The 15,876-nt window shown below is 62.5% G+C and carries 15 protein-coding genes; 8 read left to right on the forward strand and 7 right to left on the reverse strand.

Annotated elements, in window-relative coordinates:
* Positions 1-3: 3 nt before the first annotated feature.
* From ASD64_RS08810 to ASD64_RS08820, 3 genes are all read right to left on the reverse strand, one after another.
* Positions 4-1,380: an aspartate aminotransferase family protein gene (locus tag ASD64_RS08810; protein WP_056103800.1), complete on the reverse strand. Its 1,377-nt coding sequence runs from the start codon at positions 1,378-1,380 to the stop codon at positions 4-6.
* A gap of 95 nt (positions 1,381-1,475) precedes the next feature.
* Positions 1,476-2,450, reverse strand: coding sequence for a WD40 repeat domain-containing protein (locus ASD64_RS08815; RefSeq protein ID WP_056103803.1), 975 nt, complete (start codon positions 2,448-2,450; stop codon positions 1,476-1,478).
* A gap of 3 nt (positions 2,451-2,453) precedes the next feature.
* The gene (locus tag ASD64_RS08820; RefSeq protein WP_056103807.1) at positions 2,454-3,539 is read right to left on the reverse strand and encodes a CobW family GTP-binding protein; all 1,086 of its coding nucleotides are present in this window, start codon (positions 3,537-3,539) and stop codon (positions 2,454-2,456) included.
* A 169-nt stretch (positions 3,540-3,708) separates the two neighbouring features.
* Between ASD64_RS08820 and ASD64_RS08825 the strand changes: the two genes are divergently transcribed.
* The 5 genes from ASD64_RS08825 to ASD64_RS08845 all read left to right on the forward strand — a co-directional run bounded on the left by ASD64_RS08825 (position 3,709) and on the right by ASD64_RS08845 (position 8,647).
* Entirely contained in the window at positions 3,709-4,887 is a 1,179-nt protein-coding gene (locus ASD64_RS08825) for an NAD(P)/FAD-dependent oxidoreductase (protein WP_056103810.1), read from the forward strand.
* A gap of 193 nt (positions 4,888-5,080) precedes the next feature.
* A complete protein-coding gene (locus tag ASD64_RS08830; protein ID WP_056103812.1) occupies positions 5,081-5,548 on the forward strand; it encodes a MarR family winged helix-turn-helix transcriptional regulator in 468 nt (155 codons plus the stop codon).
* A 149-nt stretch (positions 5,549-5,697) separates the two neighbouring features.
* Positions 5,698-6,582, forward strand: coding sequence for a DMT family transporter (locus tag ASD64_RS08835; RefSeq protein WP_056103816.1), 885 nt, complete (start codon positions 5,698-5,700; stop codon positions 6,580-6,582).
* 65 nt (positions 6,583-6,647) lie between these two features.
* Entirely contained in the window at positions 6,648-7,670 is a 1,023-nt protein-coding gene (locus ASD64_RS08840; RefSeq protein WP_056103820.1) for a LacI family DNA-binding transcriptional regulator, read from the forward strand.
* Positions 7,667-8,647, forward strand: a complete 981-nt coding sequence (locus ASD64_RS08845) for a 2-hydroxyacid dehydrogenase (RefSeq protein ID WP_056103823.1) — start codon at positions 7,667-7,669, stop codon at positions 8,645-8,647. Before ASD64_RS08840 ends, ASD64_RS08845 begins: the two co-directional genes overlap by 4 nt.
* Before the next feature lie 4 nt (positions 8,648-8,651).
* Here ASD64_RS08845 and ASD64_RS08850 read toward each other — a convergent pair whose 3' ends face one another.
* Entirely contained in the window at positions 8,652-9,425 is a 774-nt protein-coding gene (locus tag ASD64_RS08850) for a gamma-glutamyl-gamma-aminobutyrate hydrolase family protein (RefSeq protein ID WP_056103826.1), read from the reverse strand.
* A 296-nt stretch (positions 9,426-9,721) separates the two neighbouring features.
* Between ASD64_RS08850 and ASD64_RS08855 the strand changes: the two genes are divergently transcribed.
* Positions 9,722-10,831 (forward strand): TRAP transporter substrate-binding protein, encoded by a 1,110-nt coding sequence (locus tag ASD64_RS08855; protein WP_056103830.1) that lies wholly within the window; start codon positions 9,722-9,724, stop codon positions 10,829-10,831.
* A gap of 100 nt (positions 10,832-10,931) precedes the next feature.
* Here ASD64_RS08855 and ASD64_RS08860 read toward each other — a convergent pair whose 3' ends face one another.
* The 3 genes from ASD64_RS08860 to ASD64_RS08870 all read right to left on the reverse strand — a co-directional run bounded on the left by ASD64_RS08860 (position 10,932) and on the right by ASD64_RS08870 (position 14,503).
* The gene (locus tag ASD64_RS08860; RefSeq protein WP_056103833.1) at positions 10,932-12,644 is read right to left on the reverse strand and encodes a TRAP transporter large permease; all 1,713 of its coding nucleotides are present in this window, start codon (positions 12,642-12,644) and stop codon (positions 10,932-10,934) included.
* Positions 12,641-13,225: a TRAP transporter small permease subunit gene (locus tag ASD64_RS08865; protein WP_056104969.1), complete on the reverse strand. Its 585-nt coding sequence runs from the start codon at positions 13,223-13,225 to the stop codon at positions 12,641-12,643. Before ASD64_RS08865 ends, ASD64_RS08860 begins: the two co-directional genes overlap by 4 nt.
* 372 nt (positions 13,226-13,597) lie before the next feature.
* Positions 13,598-14,503, reverse strand: coding sequence for a branched-chain amino acid ABC transporter permease (locus tag ASD64_RS08870; RefSeq protein ID WP_056103836.1), 906 nt, complete (start codon positions 14,501-14,503; stop codon positions 13,598-13,600).
* Between the two features lie 91 nt (positions 14,504-14,594).
* On the opposite strand from ASD64_RS08870, the gene ASD64_RS08875 reads away from it, so the two are divergent.
* Both ASD64_RS08875 and ASD64_RS08880 read left to right on the forward strand, forming a co-directional pair.
* The gene (locus ASD64_RS08875; protein ID WP_056103840.1) at positions 14,595-15,221 is read left to right on the forward strand and encodes a CGNR zinc finger domain-containing protein; all 627 of its coding nucleotides are present in this window, start codon (positions 14,595-14,597) and stop codon (positions 15,219-15,221) included.
* On the forward strand, positions 15,214-15,744 hold the full coding sequence (locus ASD64_RS08880; protein WP_056103844.1) for a hypothetical protein: 531 nt from the start codon (positions 15,214-15,216) through the stop codon (positions 15,742-15,744). Before ASD64_RS08875 ends, ASD64_RS08880 begins: the two co-directional genes overlap by 8 nt.
* The last annotated feature ends 132 nt before the right edge of the window (positions 15,745-15,876 follow it).

The raw sequence follows: 15,876 nt of genomic DNA on the forward strand, positions 1-15,876 counted from the left end.
TTCTCACGCCGCCAGTTTCGCGGCAACCTCGCCAAAGGCCGAGACCAGCCGGTTGACCTGTGCGGCTCGGGTGGCGGGCGAGATCAGCATCATGTTGTGGAACGGCGCGATCAGCACGCCGCGATTGACCAGCGCGACGTGAATTGCCGCCTCGAGTTCCGGCGCATGCGCGCCTTCCGCTTCGCCGCCATTCTTGAGCGGGCCGGGCGCGCAGATGAACTCGACGCGGGCGCCGACACGCGCCACATGCCACGGCAGCCTGTTGCGGTCGATGACTGCCGTCAGCCCGGCATCGAGCCGTCGCGCCAGATGCTCCATATGGGCGTAGTTTTTGGCCGTCATCACCTCTTCGAGTGCCGCCCGCATCGCCGCGAACTGCAACGGATTGGCCGACAGCGTCGTGCCCATGCCGGAGTAGCCAGGCTCCTTGGTCCGTTCATAGGCGGCGAAACGTGAGGCCACCTCGTCGCTCATGCCCCAGATGCTGGCCGGGATACCACCGGCAATCGGCTTGCCGAGCACGAACAAATCCGGCTCCAGTCCGTGGACCCTGGTGTAGCCGCCAGGACCGGTCGAAATCGTATGCGTCTCGTCGATGAGAAGCAGCGTACCAGCATCGCGCGTCTGCCGGCGCAGCGCGTCGTGGAAACGGGGATCGGGCAGTACCATGCAGGAATTGGTCAGCACCGGCTCGGTGATGACACAGGCGACGGATTTGTCTTTCAGCGCGGCTTCAAGCGCCGGGATGTCGTTGAACTCGACGATGCGCGTCGCGCGGGTCAGGTCGCGGAATTCGCCGGCAAGGCCGGGGCGATTGATGGCGCGGCCTGCCTTCAGCCGCACCATCGTCTCGTCCACCGAGCCATGATAGCAGCCGTTGAAGACGAGGACGGTTTCGCGCGCCGTAACCGCGCGGGCCACGCGCAGCGCGAAACGGTTGGCGTCGGTGGCAGTCGTGGCGATCTGCCAGAACGGCAGGCCGAACCGCTCCTGCAACAGCGGGCCGATGGCCAGAGCGTCGTCGGAGGGCAGCATGTAAGTGAGACCGCGTCCCGCCTGCCGGCGAATGGCGCGGGTGACCGGCGGTGGCGAGTGGCCGAACATCGAGCCGGTATCGCCAAGGCAGAAATCGTCCAGCCTGTTGCCGTCGATGTCGGTGATGGTGGCACCCCTGGCCTGATCGACGAGGATCGGGAAGGGCGTCGGCCAATCCTTCATCCAATGCATCGGCACGCCGCCGAGAAAGCCTTCGATGCCGTTGCCGATCCTGGCCTCGCTTTTCGGGCGCGCCGTGCGGAACGCCACGGCTTCCGCCTCGCGCATCTGCTCGATGCGGCTGCGGGCGATGCCGCCCAAGGTCGTTGTGTCGCGTGTTGTCATGACGGCCCCTCTTGGCCTTCCCTCATAGCCAATTGGGTATGAGGACGGCAATCCGGCCAGTGGGCGTGTTTCAACTGGGCAAGGGGTAGGACGGCTCAGCCCGCTATGTCGATGACGCCGCAATCGCCGGCGGCGCTGCCGAACACGATGCGACGCTCCTCGCGATCCCACATCATCGAGGTGATGGCGCCCTTGCCGGGACGGCGCAGCAGCACCTCCTTGGTGTCGGTGAAGCGCGCGGCGATGACCATCCCGTCTTCATAACCGATAGCGACCACATCCTGGCTGGGATGGCAGGCAACGCATGTCACCATGGTGTTGCCGCGCGTCCCGAGTTCCAGCGGCGCCTTGCCCATAGGCCCGTCCTTGGCCTGGAACGGCCAAACGATCGCCGCCGGTGCGCCGGAACTTGCCAGCCATTTGCCTTTCGCAGCCCACGACAGGCTTTTCACCTTGGCCGGATAGCCGCTCATGCGCATGTGCTTGCCGTCGGCAAGTTTCCAGCCGTGAAGCGCATTTTCCTGCATGGTGGTGACGAGGAAATTGCCGTCGGGCGAAAACGCGATGCCGGTATGGGCGCCTGCCCATTCCAGTTCGACCGGCTTGCCATCGGCGGCCGGGAAATGCAGCGTTGCGCCATTGTAGCGGGCGACGCCGATGCGCATGCCCTTCGGCGCGAAGGCCACGGCCTCAACCGAGCGCGGGTGGGATAGTTCCTTCACCTTGCCGTCCGCGAAGCGCACATAGGCGGTCTTGCCTGACGCATAGGCGATTGCGCCTTGCGGACCGGCGCTGACGCTGGTGATCCATTTGCGGCCAGCCTCGGCCAGTTGCTCGACCGTGCCGTCATTCTTGACGGCAAACACCTTGCCGTCCTCACCAGCCGTGAGCAGCCGGTCGTTCGCCGCGTCGTGAAATGCCGCGAGCAGGCCGTCATTGGCTTGCTCAGTCTTGTGGCCATGGTCGAGGCGATGCACCACGCCGTCGGCGAGTGCGAAATGCGGCACGTTGTTCAGGAAGACGGCGGCGAGGCAATGGCCGTCGAGATCAAGGGGAGCGACTGTCGGCATGGGTCAGTTGGCAGTCATGGCCTGGCAGGCCTCGAAGCTGTTCTTCAGCCGCTCGGCGTCGAGTTCGCGGCCGATGAAAACCAACCGGCTCTCATGCTTTTCGCCATCTTTCCAGGCGCGCTGGTGATCGCCCTCGAGGATCATGTGCACGCCCTGCACGACGTAGCGGTCCGGATCGTCCTTGAAGGCGATGATGCCCTTGAGGCGCAGGATGTTCGGCCCTTCCAGCTGCGTGATTTTCTCGATCCACGGAAAGAACTTTTTGGAATCCATCTCGCCGCCGCGCAGCGATACCGACTGCACCGTCACGTCGTGAATGGCCGACGGATGCGCATGGTCGTGGTGGTCATGATCATGATGGTCGTGATCGTGATGATGGTGGTGGTCGTGGTCGCAATCCGGGCCGCATTCATGGTCATGATCATGATCGTCATGCGCGTCGAGGAAATGCGGATCGTTTTCCAGCGCGCGGGAAAGATCGAAGGCGCCGCGGTCGAGCACTTCGCCGAGATCGACGCCCGAGCGCTGGGTGCGATGGATCTTCGCTGCCGGGTTGATGGCGCGCACGGTGGCTTCCACGGCGCGCAGTTCATCTTCCGTCACAAGGTCGGTTTTGTTCAGCACGACGACGTCGGCAAAAGCGATCTGGTCTTCGGCTTCCTTCGAGTCCTTAAGGCGCAGCGGCAGATGCTTGGCGTCGACCAGGGCTACGACCGCGTCGAGCTTGGTCTTGGAGCGCACATCCTCGTCCATGAAGAATGTTTGCGCGACGGGAACAGGGTCTGCGAGGCCAGTCGTTTCCACCACGATTGCATCGAAGCGGCCCGGCCTGCGCATCAGGCCTTCCACGACGCGGATCAGGTCGCCGCGCACCGTGCAGCACACGCAGCCATTGTTCATCTCGTAGATTTCCTCGTCGGATTCCACGATCAGGTCGTTGTCGATGCCGATCTCGCCGAACTCGTTGACGATGACGGCATAGCGCTTGCCGTGGTTCTCCGACAGGATCCGGTTGAGCAGGGTCGTCTTGCCGGAGCCGAGATAGCCGGTGAGAACGGTTACGGGAATTTGCGTCTGGGTGTCGCTCATGTCGCGCCTCGAAGGGGAATTGTTGCCTCCATATAGGATGACGGCGAACGTTTTGCACGATCAATCCCAGCCGTTTCGCATTGGGCCAGATTATCGGTCGGTGCGATGAAATTACGATGCAACGTCCCGGTCAAAGGCTATAGAGGATTTCTTTTGTCGGGGACGTCGCGTGGATTCGGTCGATGTATTGATCATTGGGGCGGGTGCTGCCGGCATGATGTGCGCGATAGAGGCGGCCGGGCGCGGCCGTCAGGTGCTCGTCATCGACCATGCGCGGAGCGCCGGCGAAAAGATTCGCATCTCCGGCGGCGGCCGCTGCAATTTTACCAATATCCACGCCGCCCCGAAAAACTTCCTTTCTCAGAATCCGCATTTCTGCATTTCGGCGCTGAAGCGTTACACGCAGCACGATTTCGTCGCGCTGGTCAAAAGCCATGGCATCGCGTTCCACGAAAAGACGCTGGGGCAATTGTTTTGCGACGGCTCGGCCATGCAGGTCATCCAGCTTTTGCTGGACGAGATGAAGCGCCACGGTGCGATGCTGAGGCTGAATACGCGCGTGGAGACAATCGAAAGGGCATCCGACGGTTTTGTCGTCAAGCTTGAGGACGGGCCGGTACACTGCGCATCGTTGGTCGTGGCGAGCGGTGGCAAGTCGATCCCCAAGATGGGCGCGACGGGGCTCGGCTATGAGATCGCCGCGCAATTCGGCGTGCGCGTTGTCGATCCGCGACCGGCGCTGGTGCCGCTGACCTTCGAGCCGAATACACTGGAGCGCCTCAAGCCGCTCTCCGGTATCGCCTTGGATGCCGTGGTTTCGTGCGGCAAGACGCAATTTGCGGAAGCCATGCTGTTTACCCATCGCGGCATCAGCGGTCCGTCCATCCTGCAAATCTCGTCCTACTGGCGCGAGGGCGACGAAATCGGCATTGCCATGTTGCCCGGCGTCGATGTGTTCGAAGCGCTGCGTGCCGCCCGCACCGAGAACGGCAAGCAGGCCGTGCAGACGGTGCTGGCTTCCTTGCTGCCGAAGAAGCTTGCCCAGACCATCGTCGAGCAATTGGCGATATCGAGAAATATGGCTGACCTGCCGGACAGGGAGCTACGGCGCGTCGAAGCTGCCGTCAACGACTGGCGCATCAAGCCTGCCGGTTCGGAAGGCTACCGGACCGCGGAAGTGACGTTGGGTGGCGTCGATACGCGCGACCTCGATTCGAAGACCATGGCGGTCAAGGCCCTGCCGGGCCTCTATTTCATCGGCGAGGTCGTCGATGTCACCGGCTGGCTCGGCGGCTATAATTTCCAATGGGCATGGTCGTCCGGCTGGTGTGCCGGGCAATCCGTCTAGGGCATTCCGCCAGCGGCGTTCGCAAAACAAGTCAGCCGGATAAACACTGTCATGAAACTGCAATGCGGCTCTGTCATAAGCATGCCGCTGCGGTTTCGCTTGCCGGCAAAAGGGTTTCTCCGGCGCGGAAAACAAAACGAATGCAAGCGGCGGCGCATGCTATCCTGCCGCCTGTCCGGATTGAGAGGAAGACATGGCCAAGGCTGACAGAACAGCGACAATGAGCCGGCTGCATTCGGCTGCACGATTGGCGCGCACCGCGCTTGCGTCACGACTTCTGGCGCACGGCTTCTATGCCGGCCAGGACCAGATCATGCTGACGCTGGACCGCGAGGACGGGCAGACGCCGGGTGCTCTTGCCGATCGGCTGGGCGTTCGCCCGCCGACCATCACCAAGACCATCAACCGCTTGCAGGCGCAGGGCTTTCTTGACAAGCGCGCCTCCAATTCCGATGCCCGGCAGGCCCACATCTTCCTGACCGATTCAGGCCGCGAAATGATCATGGCCATCGAGAAGTCGGTGAAGAAGACGGAAAAGCAGGCGTTGAAGGGCCTCGACAAGAAGGACCAGAAAGCGCTGCACAAGCTGCTCGCCCGCATCGAAGCGAACCTGTCGGGTGCCGACGCCACCGTCGAGGAAGAGGCGGAAGCCGAAGAATAGCTTTCGGTTAGGTCAGCCGCTTTTGCGCTTGCAGCCTCGGTCGGGCTGGCCCAAAGCTCACGGATGGTTTTGGAGCAAGTTCAGGTCCTGGTGTGAGCACTTCCCGTCGATTCGATGATAGCGTGACGCCTGTCGCGGCGATCTTGTACATGGTCGTCGCCTACATTCTTTTCACCTTCCTCGATTCGTCCAGCAAATATCTGGTGCTTGCGGGCATTGCGCCCCTGTTCATCGCATGGATGCGCTTTGCCGGGCATGTGGTGCTGGTGGCCGTGCTGTTTCGGGGCTGGCGCGATATCGGGCGCTTCCGCGCGGCAAGCCCGACGGCGCATATTGTGCGCGGCGCTTTCCTGGCCGGCTCGACCGTGTTCAATATTCTCGCGCTGCGCTATCTTCAGTTGGTGGAGACGACCTCGATCTATTTTTTCGGCCCGATGATCATCACGGCGCTGGCTGGGCCTTTGCTGGGTGAATGGGCCGGCTGGCGGCGCTGGTCGGCCATCTTTGCCGGCTTCATCGGTGTGCTGGTGATTACGCGTCCCGGCATCGGCGTGTTCGGGATTGGCCATTTCCTTGCCTTGGGTTCCATGTTGTCGAACAGCTTCTACGTCATCATGACCCGGCGCATGTCGGCCTCCGAAACGCCTGAAAGTCTCGTCTTCTATTCCGCGCTGGCGCCTTTGGTGCTGTTGACGCCGACATTGCCGTTCACGGCGTCGATGCCCGGCGATGCCTGGCAATGGCTCCTGCTGGCGCTGCTGGGCGTCTTCGGCGGGCTCAGCCACTGGTGCCTGATCCAGGCTTACCGGCAGGCCACGGCAACGGCGCTCGCCCCCTATCCCTACCTGCAAATGGTCTGGATGATCGCCTTCGGCTGGTTCATTTTCGATCAGTTCCCCGACAACTGGACCCTGGCTGGCGCGGCCATCATCGTCGCCAGCGGGCTCTATATCGTCCATCGCGAGCATCGGCTGCGCGTACGCAACCGGGCGGCCCCCGGCTCGGAAACCGAAGCGGTGGCAAAAAAGCTTTGATTTGCTGCGGAACGATGGCATAAGCCGCTTTTAAACAGTTTAAAAGCGGTGGGGGACAAGCGGCTCTGGCGCAGAAAATCAAGCTTTCGACGATCGCGGACGCGTTGGGCGTCTCGACCGCAACCGTCTCGCTGGCGCTGCGAGACAGCCCGCTGGTGGCCGCCACCACGCGTGACCGCATCAAGGAACATGCGCGCGAGATCGGCTACATCTACAACCGCCGTGCCGCCAGCCTGCGCACGTCGCGCTCGGGGATTGTCGGCGTCGTCGTGCACGACATCATGAACCCGTTTTATGCCGAGATCCTGCGCTCCATCGAGCACGAGCTCGACCGCTCGCGCCAGACCTTCATCCTGTCCAACCACTACGACCAGTTGGACAAGCAGCGCACTTTCATCGACACGCTTCTGCAACTCGGCGCCGACGGCGTGATCATGTCGCCGGCCATCGACACGCCAGCCTCCGATATCCTCATGGCCGAGGAGAACGGCCTGCCGGCGGTGCTCATCGCCCGCGATGTCGAGGACGCGCATGTGCCGGTGTTCCGCGGTGATGATGCCTACGGGACGGCGCTTGCAACCAACCACCTGATCTCGCTTGGCCACAAGCGCATCGCCATGATCGGCGGCACCGACCAGACCTCCACCGGCCGCGACCGCTACCAGGGCTATGTCCACGCGATGGAGGAGGCAGGCCTTGAGGTCAAACCGTCCTGGCGCATTGCCGGCCCACGCACCAAGCAGGGCGGTTTCGAGGCCGCCAACCAGTTGCTGGCGCTGAAGGACAAGCCGACGGCGGCGTGCTGCTGGAACGACCTCGTTGCCATTGGCCTGATGAACGGCATTGCGCGCGCCGGGCTGGTGCCGGGCGTCGATATTTCCGTGACCGGTTACGACGACCTGGAAGAGGCGGCCATTGCCACGCCGGCGTTGACCACGGTCTGGAACGGCCAGCGCGAAGTCGGCCGCCGTGCCGCCAGCGCCCTGCTCGACAAGCTCAACGGCCAGACCGTTCGTCCATCGCAGGAACTCATCAAGCCTGAATTGCATGTGCGCCAGTCGACCGGGCGCCCCGTGGAACGTTCATGACCGATCCGATACCGTCAACGCCCGTGACCATATTGGTTCCGGGGAAGTTCCACGACCATGCGCTGAACCGTATCGCGGGCGAATTCCGGCTTGTCGCCATCGAACGCGCCGACGCCTCTCTCGTGGATAAAGCCGAGTGCGAGGCGGTGCGCGGCATTGCAGCCTTTGGCGGTGTCGATGCTGCCTTCATCGACGCCTTTCCCAATCTGGAGATCATTGCCAATTTCGGCGTCGGCTACGATTCCGTCGATGCCGCCCATGCCGCGACGCGTGGCGTGATGGTGACCAATACGCCCGATGTCCTGACCGAGGAGGTGGCGGATACCACCGTTGGCCTGCTGATCTCGACCTTGCGCGAACTGCCGAAAGCGGAAGCCTGGCTGCGCGCCGGCAAATGGGCCTCGCAAGGGCCGATACCGGTGAGCCCGCTGACGCTACGCACGCGCAGCATCGGCATTTTCGGCATGGGCCGCATCGGCCTTGCCATCGCCAAGCGGCTGGAAAGTTTCGGGCTGCCGATCGCTTATCACAACCGTCGTCCCGTCGAGGGCGTGGCCTATACCTATTACCGTTCGCTCAAGGCGCTGGCCAAGGCGGTTGACACGCTGATCTGCATTGCACCGGGCGGTGCGGCGACCGAGAAGGCGATCAACGCCGAAATCCTGGCGGCGCTGGGGCCGAACGGGGTTTTCGTCAACTCCGGGCGCGGCAGCACGGTCGATGAGGACGCACTGGCCAAGGCGCTATCGGATGGAACGATCGCCGCCGCCGGGCTTGATGTGTTTGCCAACGAACCGCACGTGCCGCAGGCGCTGCTCGATGCGCCCAACACCGTGCTGTTGCCGCATGTAGCCTCGGGCTCGGCTTTCACCCGTCGGGCGATGGCCGATCTGTGCGTGGACAATCTGGTGTCGTGGTTCTCGACCGGCAAGCCGCTGACCCCGGTTCCGGAAACGGCTAGGATCAAAAAGCAGTAAGAACCTACTCCGCTGCGGCACGAGTTCCGGTACGTGCGGCGGCGTGCAGCCGAGCGGCATCACCGAAGGCCTTGAACACCTTTTGCGAGACGCTGTCGGAGTTCACCCAATATTCCGGATGCCACTGGACGCCGACGGCAAATGCGAGCGAATCCTTGACCGATACCGCCTCGACCGTGCCGTCCTCGGCCACGGCTTCGATCTGCAGCTTCGGCCCCAGCCGGTCGACGGCCTGCCGGTGAACGGAGTTGACGGAAATATCACCGGCGCCGAAGACGCTCGCCAGGCAGCTTCCGGGCTTGATCGACAGTTTCTGGCGGATGGCGAAGCGTTCGTCCTGATTGTCGCTGGCCGGGGCGCGGTGGTCGAGCACGCCTTCCCGCTCCTGGATTTCGGTTGCCAGCGTACCGCCCAGCGCGACGTTCATCTCCTGGATGCCGCGGCAGATCGCCAGCAGCGGAACGCCCCGTTCGATGGCCTTGCGGATCAGCGGCAAGGTGGTGGCGTCGCGCGCAGGGTCGTAGGGGCCATTGGCTTCGCTGGCGTCGCCGCCATAGAGCGAGGGATGCACGTTCGACTTCGAGCCTGTCAGCATGACGCCGTCGACTGACGACAACAGCTCGTCGAGATCGAGCCGATCGCCGAGGCCCGGCACCAGGACCGGCAGCACGCCGGCACCCGTGATAGCCGCCTCGAGATATTGCTGGGGTGTCGCGTGCCAGGTGTAATTCTCGAATTGCTTGACGTCTGTGGAGACGGCGACGAGCGGCTGAAGCATTTTGCGTGTTGATCCGTTAGCGGCGTGGAACTTAGCTACATTCAAGATAGGCAATATGAAGGCGGTTTGCCACGTCAAGTTTTGCCTTGCCGCTGCGCCGGCCGGGAGGCCGTTCGACTATAGTTGCAAGCGTTTGGGCCGCATAAGAGAAGCTGCAACCATATTGTCTATGCTATCGTCCGGCCCGCTGGACTACGCAAGTCCGGCGTGTATTGTTTCATTGCACCGATTGCCAATAGCGAAATGAATCCACGGTGATCGGACCATAAATTCCGATACGGAAAGGGAGGAAATTGATGGATCGTCGTTCATTTATCAGAAAGGCCGGTACGGCCGGTGCGGGAGCCGCAGCAGCTGCCGCGACTCTTGCCACTCCGGCAATTGCCCAGTCCAACCCCAAGATCACCTGGCGGTTGGCCTCGTCCTTTCCGAAATCACTCGATACGATCTATGGCGGCGCCGATACGCTGTCGAAATATGTGTCGGAAGCGACCGACGGCAATTTCACCATCCAGCCCTTCGCCGGCGGCGAGATCGTGCCGGGCCTGCAGGCAGCCGATGCTGCCGCGGCCGGAACCGTGGAGATGTGCCACACGGTCGGTTACTACTACTGGGGCAAGGACCCGGCATGGGCGCTCGGCTCTGCCGTTCCGTTCGCGCTCAACGCGCGCGGCATGAATGCCTGGCTCTATCACGGTGGCGGCAACGATCTCTACAACGAATTCCTTGACAAGCAGGGCCTTTACGGCCTGCCTGGCGGCAACACCGGCGTGCAGATGGGCGGTTGGTTCCGCAAGGAAATCAACACCGTCGAGGACCTCAAGGGCCTCAAGTTCCGCGTCGGCGGCTTTGCCGGCAAGGTGCTCGAGAAACTGGGCGTAGTGCCGCAGCAACTGGCGGGCGGCGATATCTATCCGGCTCTTGAAAAGGGAACGCTGGACGCTGCCGAATGGGTCGGCCCTTATGACGACGAGAAGCTCGGCTTTCAGAAGGTCGCGCCCTATTACTACTATCCCGGTTGGTGGGAAGGCGGCCCGACGGTCCATTTCATGTTCAACAAGGCGAAATGGGAAGAACTGCCGGCTGGCTACAAGGCGCTACTGAAGGTTGCCGCACAGGCGACCGATGCCAACATGCTGCAGAAATACGACTATGTGAATCCGGGTGCGATCAAGTCGCTGGTTGCCAATGGCGCCCAGTTGCGGCCGTTCAGCCAGGAAATCCTGTCGGCCTGTTTCGACGCGACCAACGAAGTCTACGCCGAAATGGAAGCGAGCAATGCCGGCTTCAAGAAGATCTGGGATTCGATCAAGGCGTTCCGCAAGGATCACTTCCTGTGGGCGCAGATCGGCGAGTACAACTACGACACCTTCATGATGATCCAGCAGCGCAACGGCAAGCTCTGATCCACTGGCGTCGAACTGAAACAAAAACCCCGGAGGCCAGGCCTCCGGGGTTTTTTGTTGGGCTTGGGAAATAGTCCCGAAACTGCTCTCTTCCCGCAGTTCAGTTGAAGCTGGGCGGGGCGGAGAGATTGTTGCCCGGCTGTGGCGCTGCAGGTGCCGTTCCGTTGTCTGGCGCGGGCATACCGAGCGGAGCTCCGAGGCCCGGCATTTGCGGCAGTTCGATCTTGATGGTTGAAGGATCGACCACCTTGCCCTTGTAGTGCATGACCATCTGCGGGAAGAAGATCAGGATGCCGACCATAAGCACCTGGATCAGCACGAAGGGCACCGCGCCCCAATAGATCTGGGCGGTGGTGACCGGCTCGATCTTCTTGCCGATGACCTTGTCGATATAGGGCACCCTGGCCGCCACCGAGCGCAGATAGAACAGGGCAAAGCCGAATGGCGGGTGCATGAAGCTCGTCTGCATGTTGACGCCCAAGAGCACACCGAACCAGATCAGGTCGATGCCGAGTATCTCGGCGGCCGGTGCCAGCAGCGGCACGATGATGAAGGCCAACTCGAAGAAGTCGAGGAAGAAGGCCAGGAAGAAGACGAGGATGTTGACGACGATGAGGAAGCCGGTTGCACCGCCCGGCAGCGACGTCAGCAGATGCTCGACCCAGACATGGCCGTTGACGCCGTAGAAGGTCAGCGAGAAGACGCGTGCGCCGATCAGGATGAACATCACGAAAGACGAAAGCTTGGTGGTGGCGATCAGCGCCGAGCGCGTCACCGCGTAGCTGAGCCGGCCCTTGGCGGCAGCCATCGCCAGTGCGCCGACCGCGCCCATCGCTCCGCCCTCGGTGGGGGTGGCGATGCCGAGGAAGATCGTGCCCAACACCAGGAAGATCAGCGCCAGCGGCGGGATCAGCACGATGATGACCTGCTGGGCCAGCCGCGACATGATGCCGAACTTCATGCCACGGTCGATGACGGCGAAGGCATAGATGACGACGACGCCGACCGTTGCGCCCCAGATATCGGCGTTGACGCCGACTGCAGGCGTGAGCAGGACATGGGCGGTGTAGGCGATGCTGCCGGCCACGATGAGAGCGATGATCAGCGAGGTGACGCCGTGCCCCAGAGTGCGGGCCTCCAGCGGCAGTGCCGGCATCGACGCCGGCTTGAAGATCGACATCGCCAGGATATAGCTGGCGTAAAGCGCGGTCAGGAAAAGACCGGGAATGAGCGCGCCGGCATACATGTCGCCGACCGAGCGGCCGAGCTGGTCGGCCAGAACGATCAGTACCAGCGACGGCGGAATGATCTGCGCCAGTGTCCCGGAAGCGGCGATCACGCCTGATGCCACGCGCCGGTCATAACCATAGCGCATCATGATCGGCAGCGAGATCAAGCCCATGGCGATGACGGAAGCCGCCACGACGCCGGTGGTGGCGGCAAGCAGGGCGCCGACGAAGATGACGGCATAAGCAAGCCCGCCCCGGATCGGGCCGAACAACTGGCCGATCGTGTCGAGCAGGTCCTCGGCCATGCCGGACCGTTCCAGCACGATGCCCATGAAGGTGAAGAAGGGGATGGCCAGCAGCGTCTCGTTGGACATGACGCCCCACAGACGCTCCGGCATCGCATAGAGCAGCGGCCAGGACAGGTTGATGGCGTTGCCCGAGAAGGGGGCCAATTCGACCCCGATGACGAAGAACATCAGGCCGTTGGCTGCCAGCGAAAACGCGACGGGATAGCCGATCAGCAGGAACACGACGAGCGAGCAGAACATGATCGGGGCCATGTTCTCGGCGATGAGATGGATCACTGGCGGATCTCCTTGGCGAGCGCCTCGGCTTCCACTTCGGCCATTTCATGGGACGAGATGAACGGATTGGGGTCGTCCATGTTGCCGCGCAGGATCGCGATCTTCTTGATGATTTCGGAAATCCCCTGGAACAGGAGCATGATGAAACTGATCAGCAAAAGCGATTTGGCCGGCCATAAGATGAGGCCGCCGGCATTGTTCGACATCTCGCCCGAGCGGTAGGAAAGGCCGACATAGGGGAACAGATAGAGCACCATCAGAATGGTAAAGGGCATCAGGAACAAGACGTGGCCGAACAGGTCGATCAGGTGCTGGGTGCGGCGCGAGAACATGCCGTAGACGATGTCGACCCGGATATGCTCGTTGTCGCGCAAGGTGTAGGCGGCGGCGAGCAGGAATGCGGCGCCGAACAGATACCATTGCAATTCCAGCCAGGCATTGGACGACATGCTGAAGGCTTTGCGGATGATGGCGTTTCCGGCGCTGACCAGCACCGCAGCCAGGATCAGCCAGGCAACCCATTTGCCGATGAATTCGTTGACCCGGTCGATGCCGCGCGAGATCGCAAGCAGCACCGTCATGTTGCGGTCCCGCGTGCGCGTCCATAAGCCAGCAATGATCACGAGCAGCGCGACGCCAAGCAAGACTTGCCCGGTCGGCGAACGCCAAACGGCGTCGATCAGGTTCATCGGAATTCCTCCCTTGGACAACAGTCCCGTGTTCCGCCGAGCGTCAGGCGCTCTTTTGGACCAACGATATGCAGGATGCTGGCTTGGCCCGTCAACTTGTGAATTTCGGCGTGCCGGCTGTCCGAAATGAAGAAAGCAGCGGAAAATCAGGGCTTTCGCGCGTCACTCCAACGAAAGTCTGACAGGCTGAAGCACGTCCTGTCGAACGAATTCATGTGACGTGCTTTAGGCTCTCGAGTTTCGCGTGTCGTGTTCCGACCTGCTTCAGGCGGCTTTGACCGTGTCGCGCCCGGCACCCACAAGCACCAGCATGGCGGCCAGCAGCGCCAGCATCCAGGCGTCGCGCCATTCGGTGGGGAAATAGCCGGCCCAGAGCGATTCCCCCAATCCAAAGGCGGCTGCGCCAAGAGCTGCCCGAAACGGCGACAGGTATCCGCCGACCGCCGTGACGAACAGGATCTTCAGACCGTAGATGAGGCCGGCGCCGAAACCGATATTCCCATAGTAGAGGCCGGCCATGACCCCGGCGAGCGCAGCGTACAATCCGCCCGCGACCACGGAACGGCGAAAAACAGTCCTGGTATCGATGCCGCACAACGCGGCCGCGTGCGGATCGTCGCAAACGGCACGCCAGGTCCTGCCGAGACCGGAGCGGGCAAGCACAAGACCGCCGAAGCCCAGCGCGGCTGCCGCGATGAGGCAATTCGCGAGTTGGATGACTGTCATCGTCACCTCGAAGCCGCCCGACCGCGCGAACACCACCGGTATGGCCAGCATCGGCGGCAGCCAGAAGTCGTGCGTGTCGGCGGCGATGCGGCTGAATTCGGTGAGCGCCAGAAGGACGCCGAGCGTGGCGGTAACGATGGCGTTTGGCGAGGCGTTGGCGAGCGGCTGGAACACGCCGGACGCCAGGATGGTGCTGACCAGGGCGGTGTAGGCGATTGCCACCGCAATGCCGAGCGCGACCGTTGCCGGCAGGGTCAACCACAGTACGTTCCAGCCGAACACCGAAACGAGGATCATCGTTTGGCCGCTGAAAGCGAACAGGCCGCCATAGGCAAGGTTGGTGCGATGCAGGACACCGTTGGTCAGCGCGTAGCCGAAGGCCAGCAAGGCGTAGAGCGCACCCGAATGCAGCCCGTTCAACACCTGCTGGAGCAAGTAGAGCATGCGAAAGCTTTCGCGCCAGACGCCTCGGCAATAGTCTTGATGCACAGAATCTAACTTGTCAAATATCTTTTACCAGTTAGATTATGTCTTCATGACGGTTTCCTGGATCAAGCATCGGTTTGCCGGCGGCGTGCTGGCGCTGGATACCGCCAACACGGTGGTGCTGCGCGGCCATACCGACAGGACATTCGACAGGTTCGACGACCCTGACGAGATCGCGCGCTTCGCCGAGGCAGCGAGCGGTTTCAGGGCTGGGGAACTGGGCGGCCGGAGACTGTCGGCACCCAGGCCTCGCGAAATCGCGACGACCGTGCTGTCGATTCGGGAAGCCACCGATCGACTGTTTAGGGACGCGGCACTGAGCGGCGCAATGGCGGCCGACGACCTCGCCGCTTTTCTCGTGGCCTGTGCGGCAGGGCTGCACGGCAAGACGGAAACAACCGGCCAGCCGGGCAGGCCTTTCGGAGATCCCGCAACGCCGATTGCTTTCGAGGCGGCACTTGCCGTTTCGGCGCTGTCGCTGCTCTCAGGCGAAAGCCGTACGAGGCTGCGGATCTGTCCCAACTGCAATTGGCTGTTCCTCGACAAGAGCCGCAACGCTAGCCGCCTGTGGTGCGACATGGCCGTCTGCGGCAACCGCCGCAAGGCAAGCCGCCACTACCATCGCAAGGTCGCAAGCCGCAGCGCCGGCACATCAGGGGAGGTCGGCAATGCATAGCGGGTTCGTGCGCATGATCCTCGTGGCGGCAATGTTCGCTGCCGCCGTCGCCCTTGGGGCTTGCCGCGACACCGGCAAGGACGCCTTGTTCGAGATTTCCGGGCGGCTCGTCGTGTTCAACTATCGCGAGGCGACGCTGACCTATCTGGTGACGCTGAAACCGCTCAAGCCCATCGGCGAAGGGCAAGTAGTCGTGACGACCATGGACAACCCCGCAGGTGGCGCTCCCCTCGTCTTCAGCCAGAAGCTTTTCCCCGGCCAGGCCAAGGTCACCGTCGAAAGTCCGCCGCTGGAATGCGTTGTCAAGGACAAGCCCTACAACGTCGCCATCCGCATAGAGTACACCGATGGCGGCCTGTTGCAGCAGATCGACACGACCATGGTTTCGGCGCAGAACCAGGACATGCTGCCGGACCGCAAGCTGGTCGTCGGACCCGGCTACAAGCCGAATCCCGAGCTTGCCGGTCATCCTGACGGCAAGTTGCCGGGCGGACGCGGCGTGACCTGTCCGGCGGCAAGCTGATCGCCCGACGGCGCCCGCCGTCGTTGGCCTTATGCACCGATTTCGTTTGACCTCTTGGGTTTGGGGCGAAAGACTGCGACATCCGTTCTCGACGTTGGTCTGCTTCGCGGCAGCCTCCGCAGAGGTGAAACC

The organism is Mesorhizobium sp. Root157 (assembly GCF_001427385.1).
Taxonomy (GTDB): Bacteria; Pseudomonadota; Alphaproteobacteria; order Rhizobiales; family Rhizobiaceae; genus Mesorhizobium.

Coding starts and splice junctions, on each gene's coding strand:
- ASD64_RS08810 (WP_056103800.1), bottom strand. CDS start 1,380: ATGACAACACGCGACACAACGACCTTGGGCGGCATCGCCCGCAGCCGC.
- ASD64_RS08815 (WP_056103803.1), bottom strand. CDS start 2,450: ATGCCGACAGTCGCTCCCCTTGATCTCGACGGCCATTGCCTCGCCGCC.
- ASD64_RS08820 (WP_056103807.1), bottom strand. CDS start 3,539: ATGAGCGACACCCAGACGCAAATTCCCGTAACCGTTCTCACCGGCTAT.
- ASD64_RS08830 (WP_056103812.1), top strand. CDS start 5,081: ATGGCCAAGGCTGACAGAACAGCGACAATGAGCCGGCTGCATTCGGCT.
- ASD64_RS08835 (WP_056103816.1), top strand. CDS start 5,698: ATGGTCGTCGCCTACATTCTTTTCACCTTCCTCGATTCGTCCAGCAAA.
- ASD64_RS08845 (WP_056103823.1), top strand. CDS start 7,667: ATGACCGATCCGATACCGTCAACGCCCGTGACCATATTGGTTCCGGGG.
- ASD64_RS08850 (WP_056103826.1), bottom strand. CDS start 9,425: ATGCTTCAGCCGCTCGTCGCCGTCTCCACAGACGTCAAGCAATTCGAG.
- ASD64_RS08855 (WP_056103830.1), top strand. CDS start 9,722: ATGGATCGTCGTTCATTTATCAGAAAGGCCGGTACGGCCGGTGCGGGA.
- ASD64_RS08865 (WP_056104969.1), bottom strand. CDS start 13,225: ATGACGGTGCTGCTTGCGATCTCGCGCGGCATCGACCGGGTCAACGAA.
- ASD64_RS08870 (WP_056103836.1), bottom strand. CDS start 14,503: ATGCTCTACTTGCTCCAGCAGGTGTTGAACGGGCTGCATTCGGGTGCG.
- ASD64_RS08875 (WP_056103840.1), top strand. CDS start 14,595: ATGACGGTTTCCTGGATCAAGCATCGGTTTGCCGGCGGCGTGCTGGCG.
- ASD64_RS08880 (WP_056103844.1), top strand. CDS start 15,214: ATGCATAGCGGGTTCGTGCGCATGATCCTCGTGGCGGCAATGTTCGCT.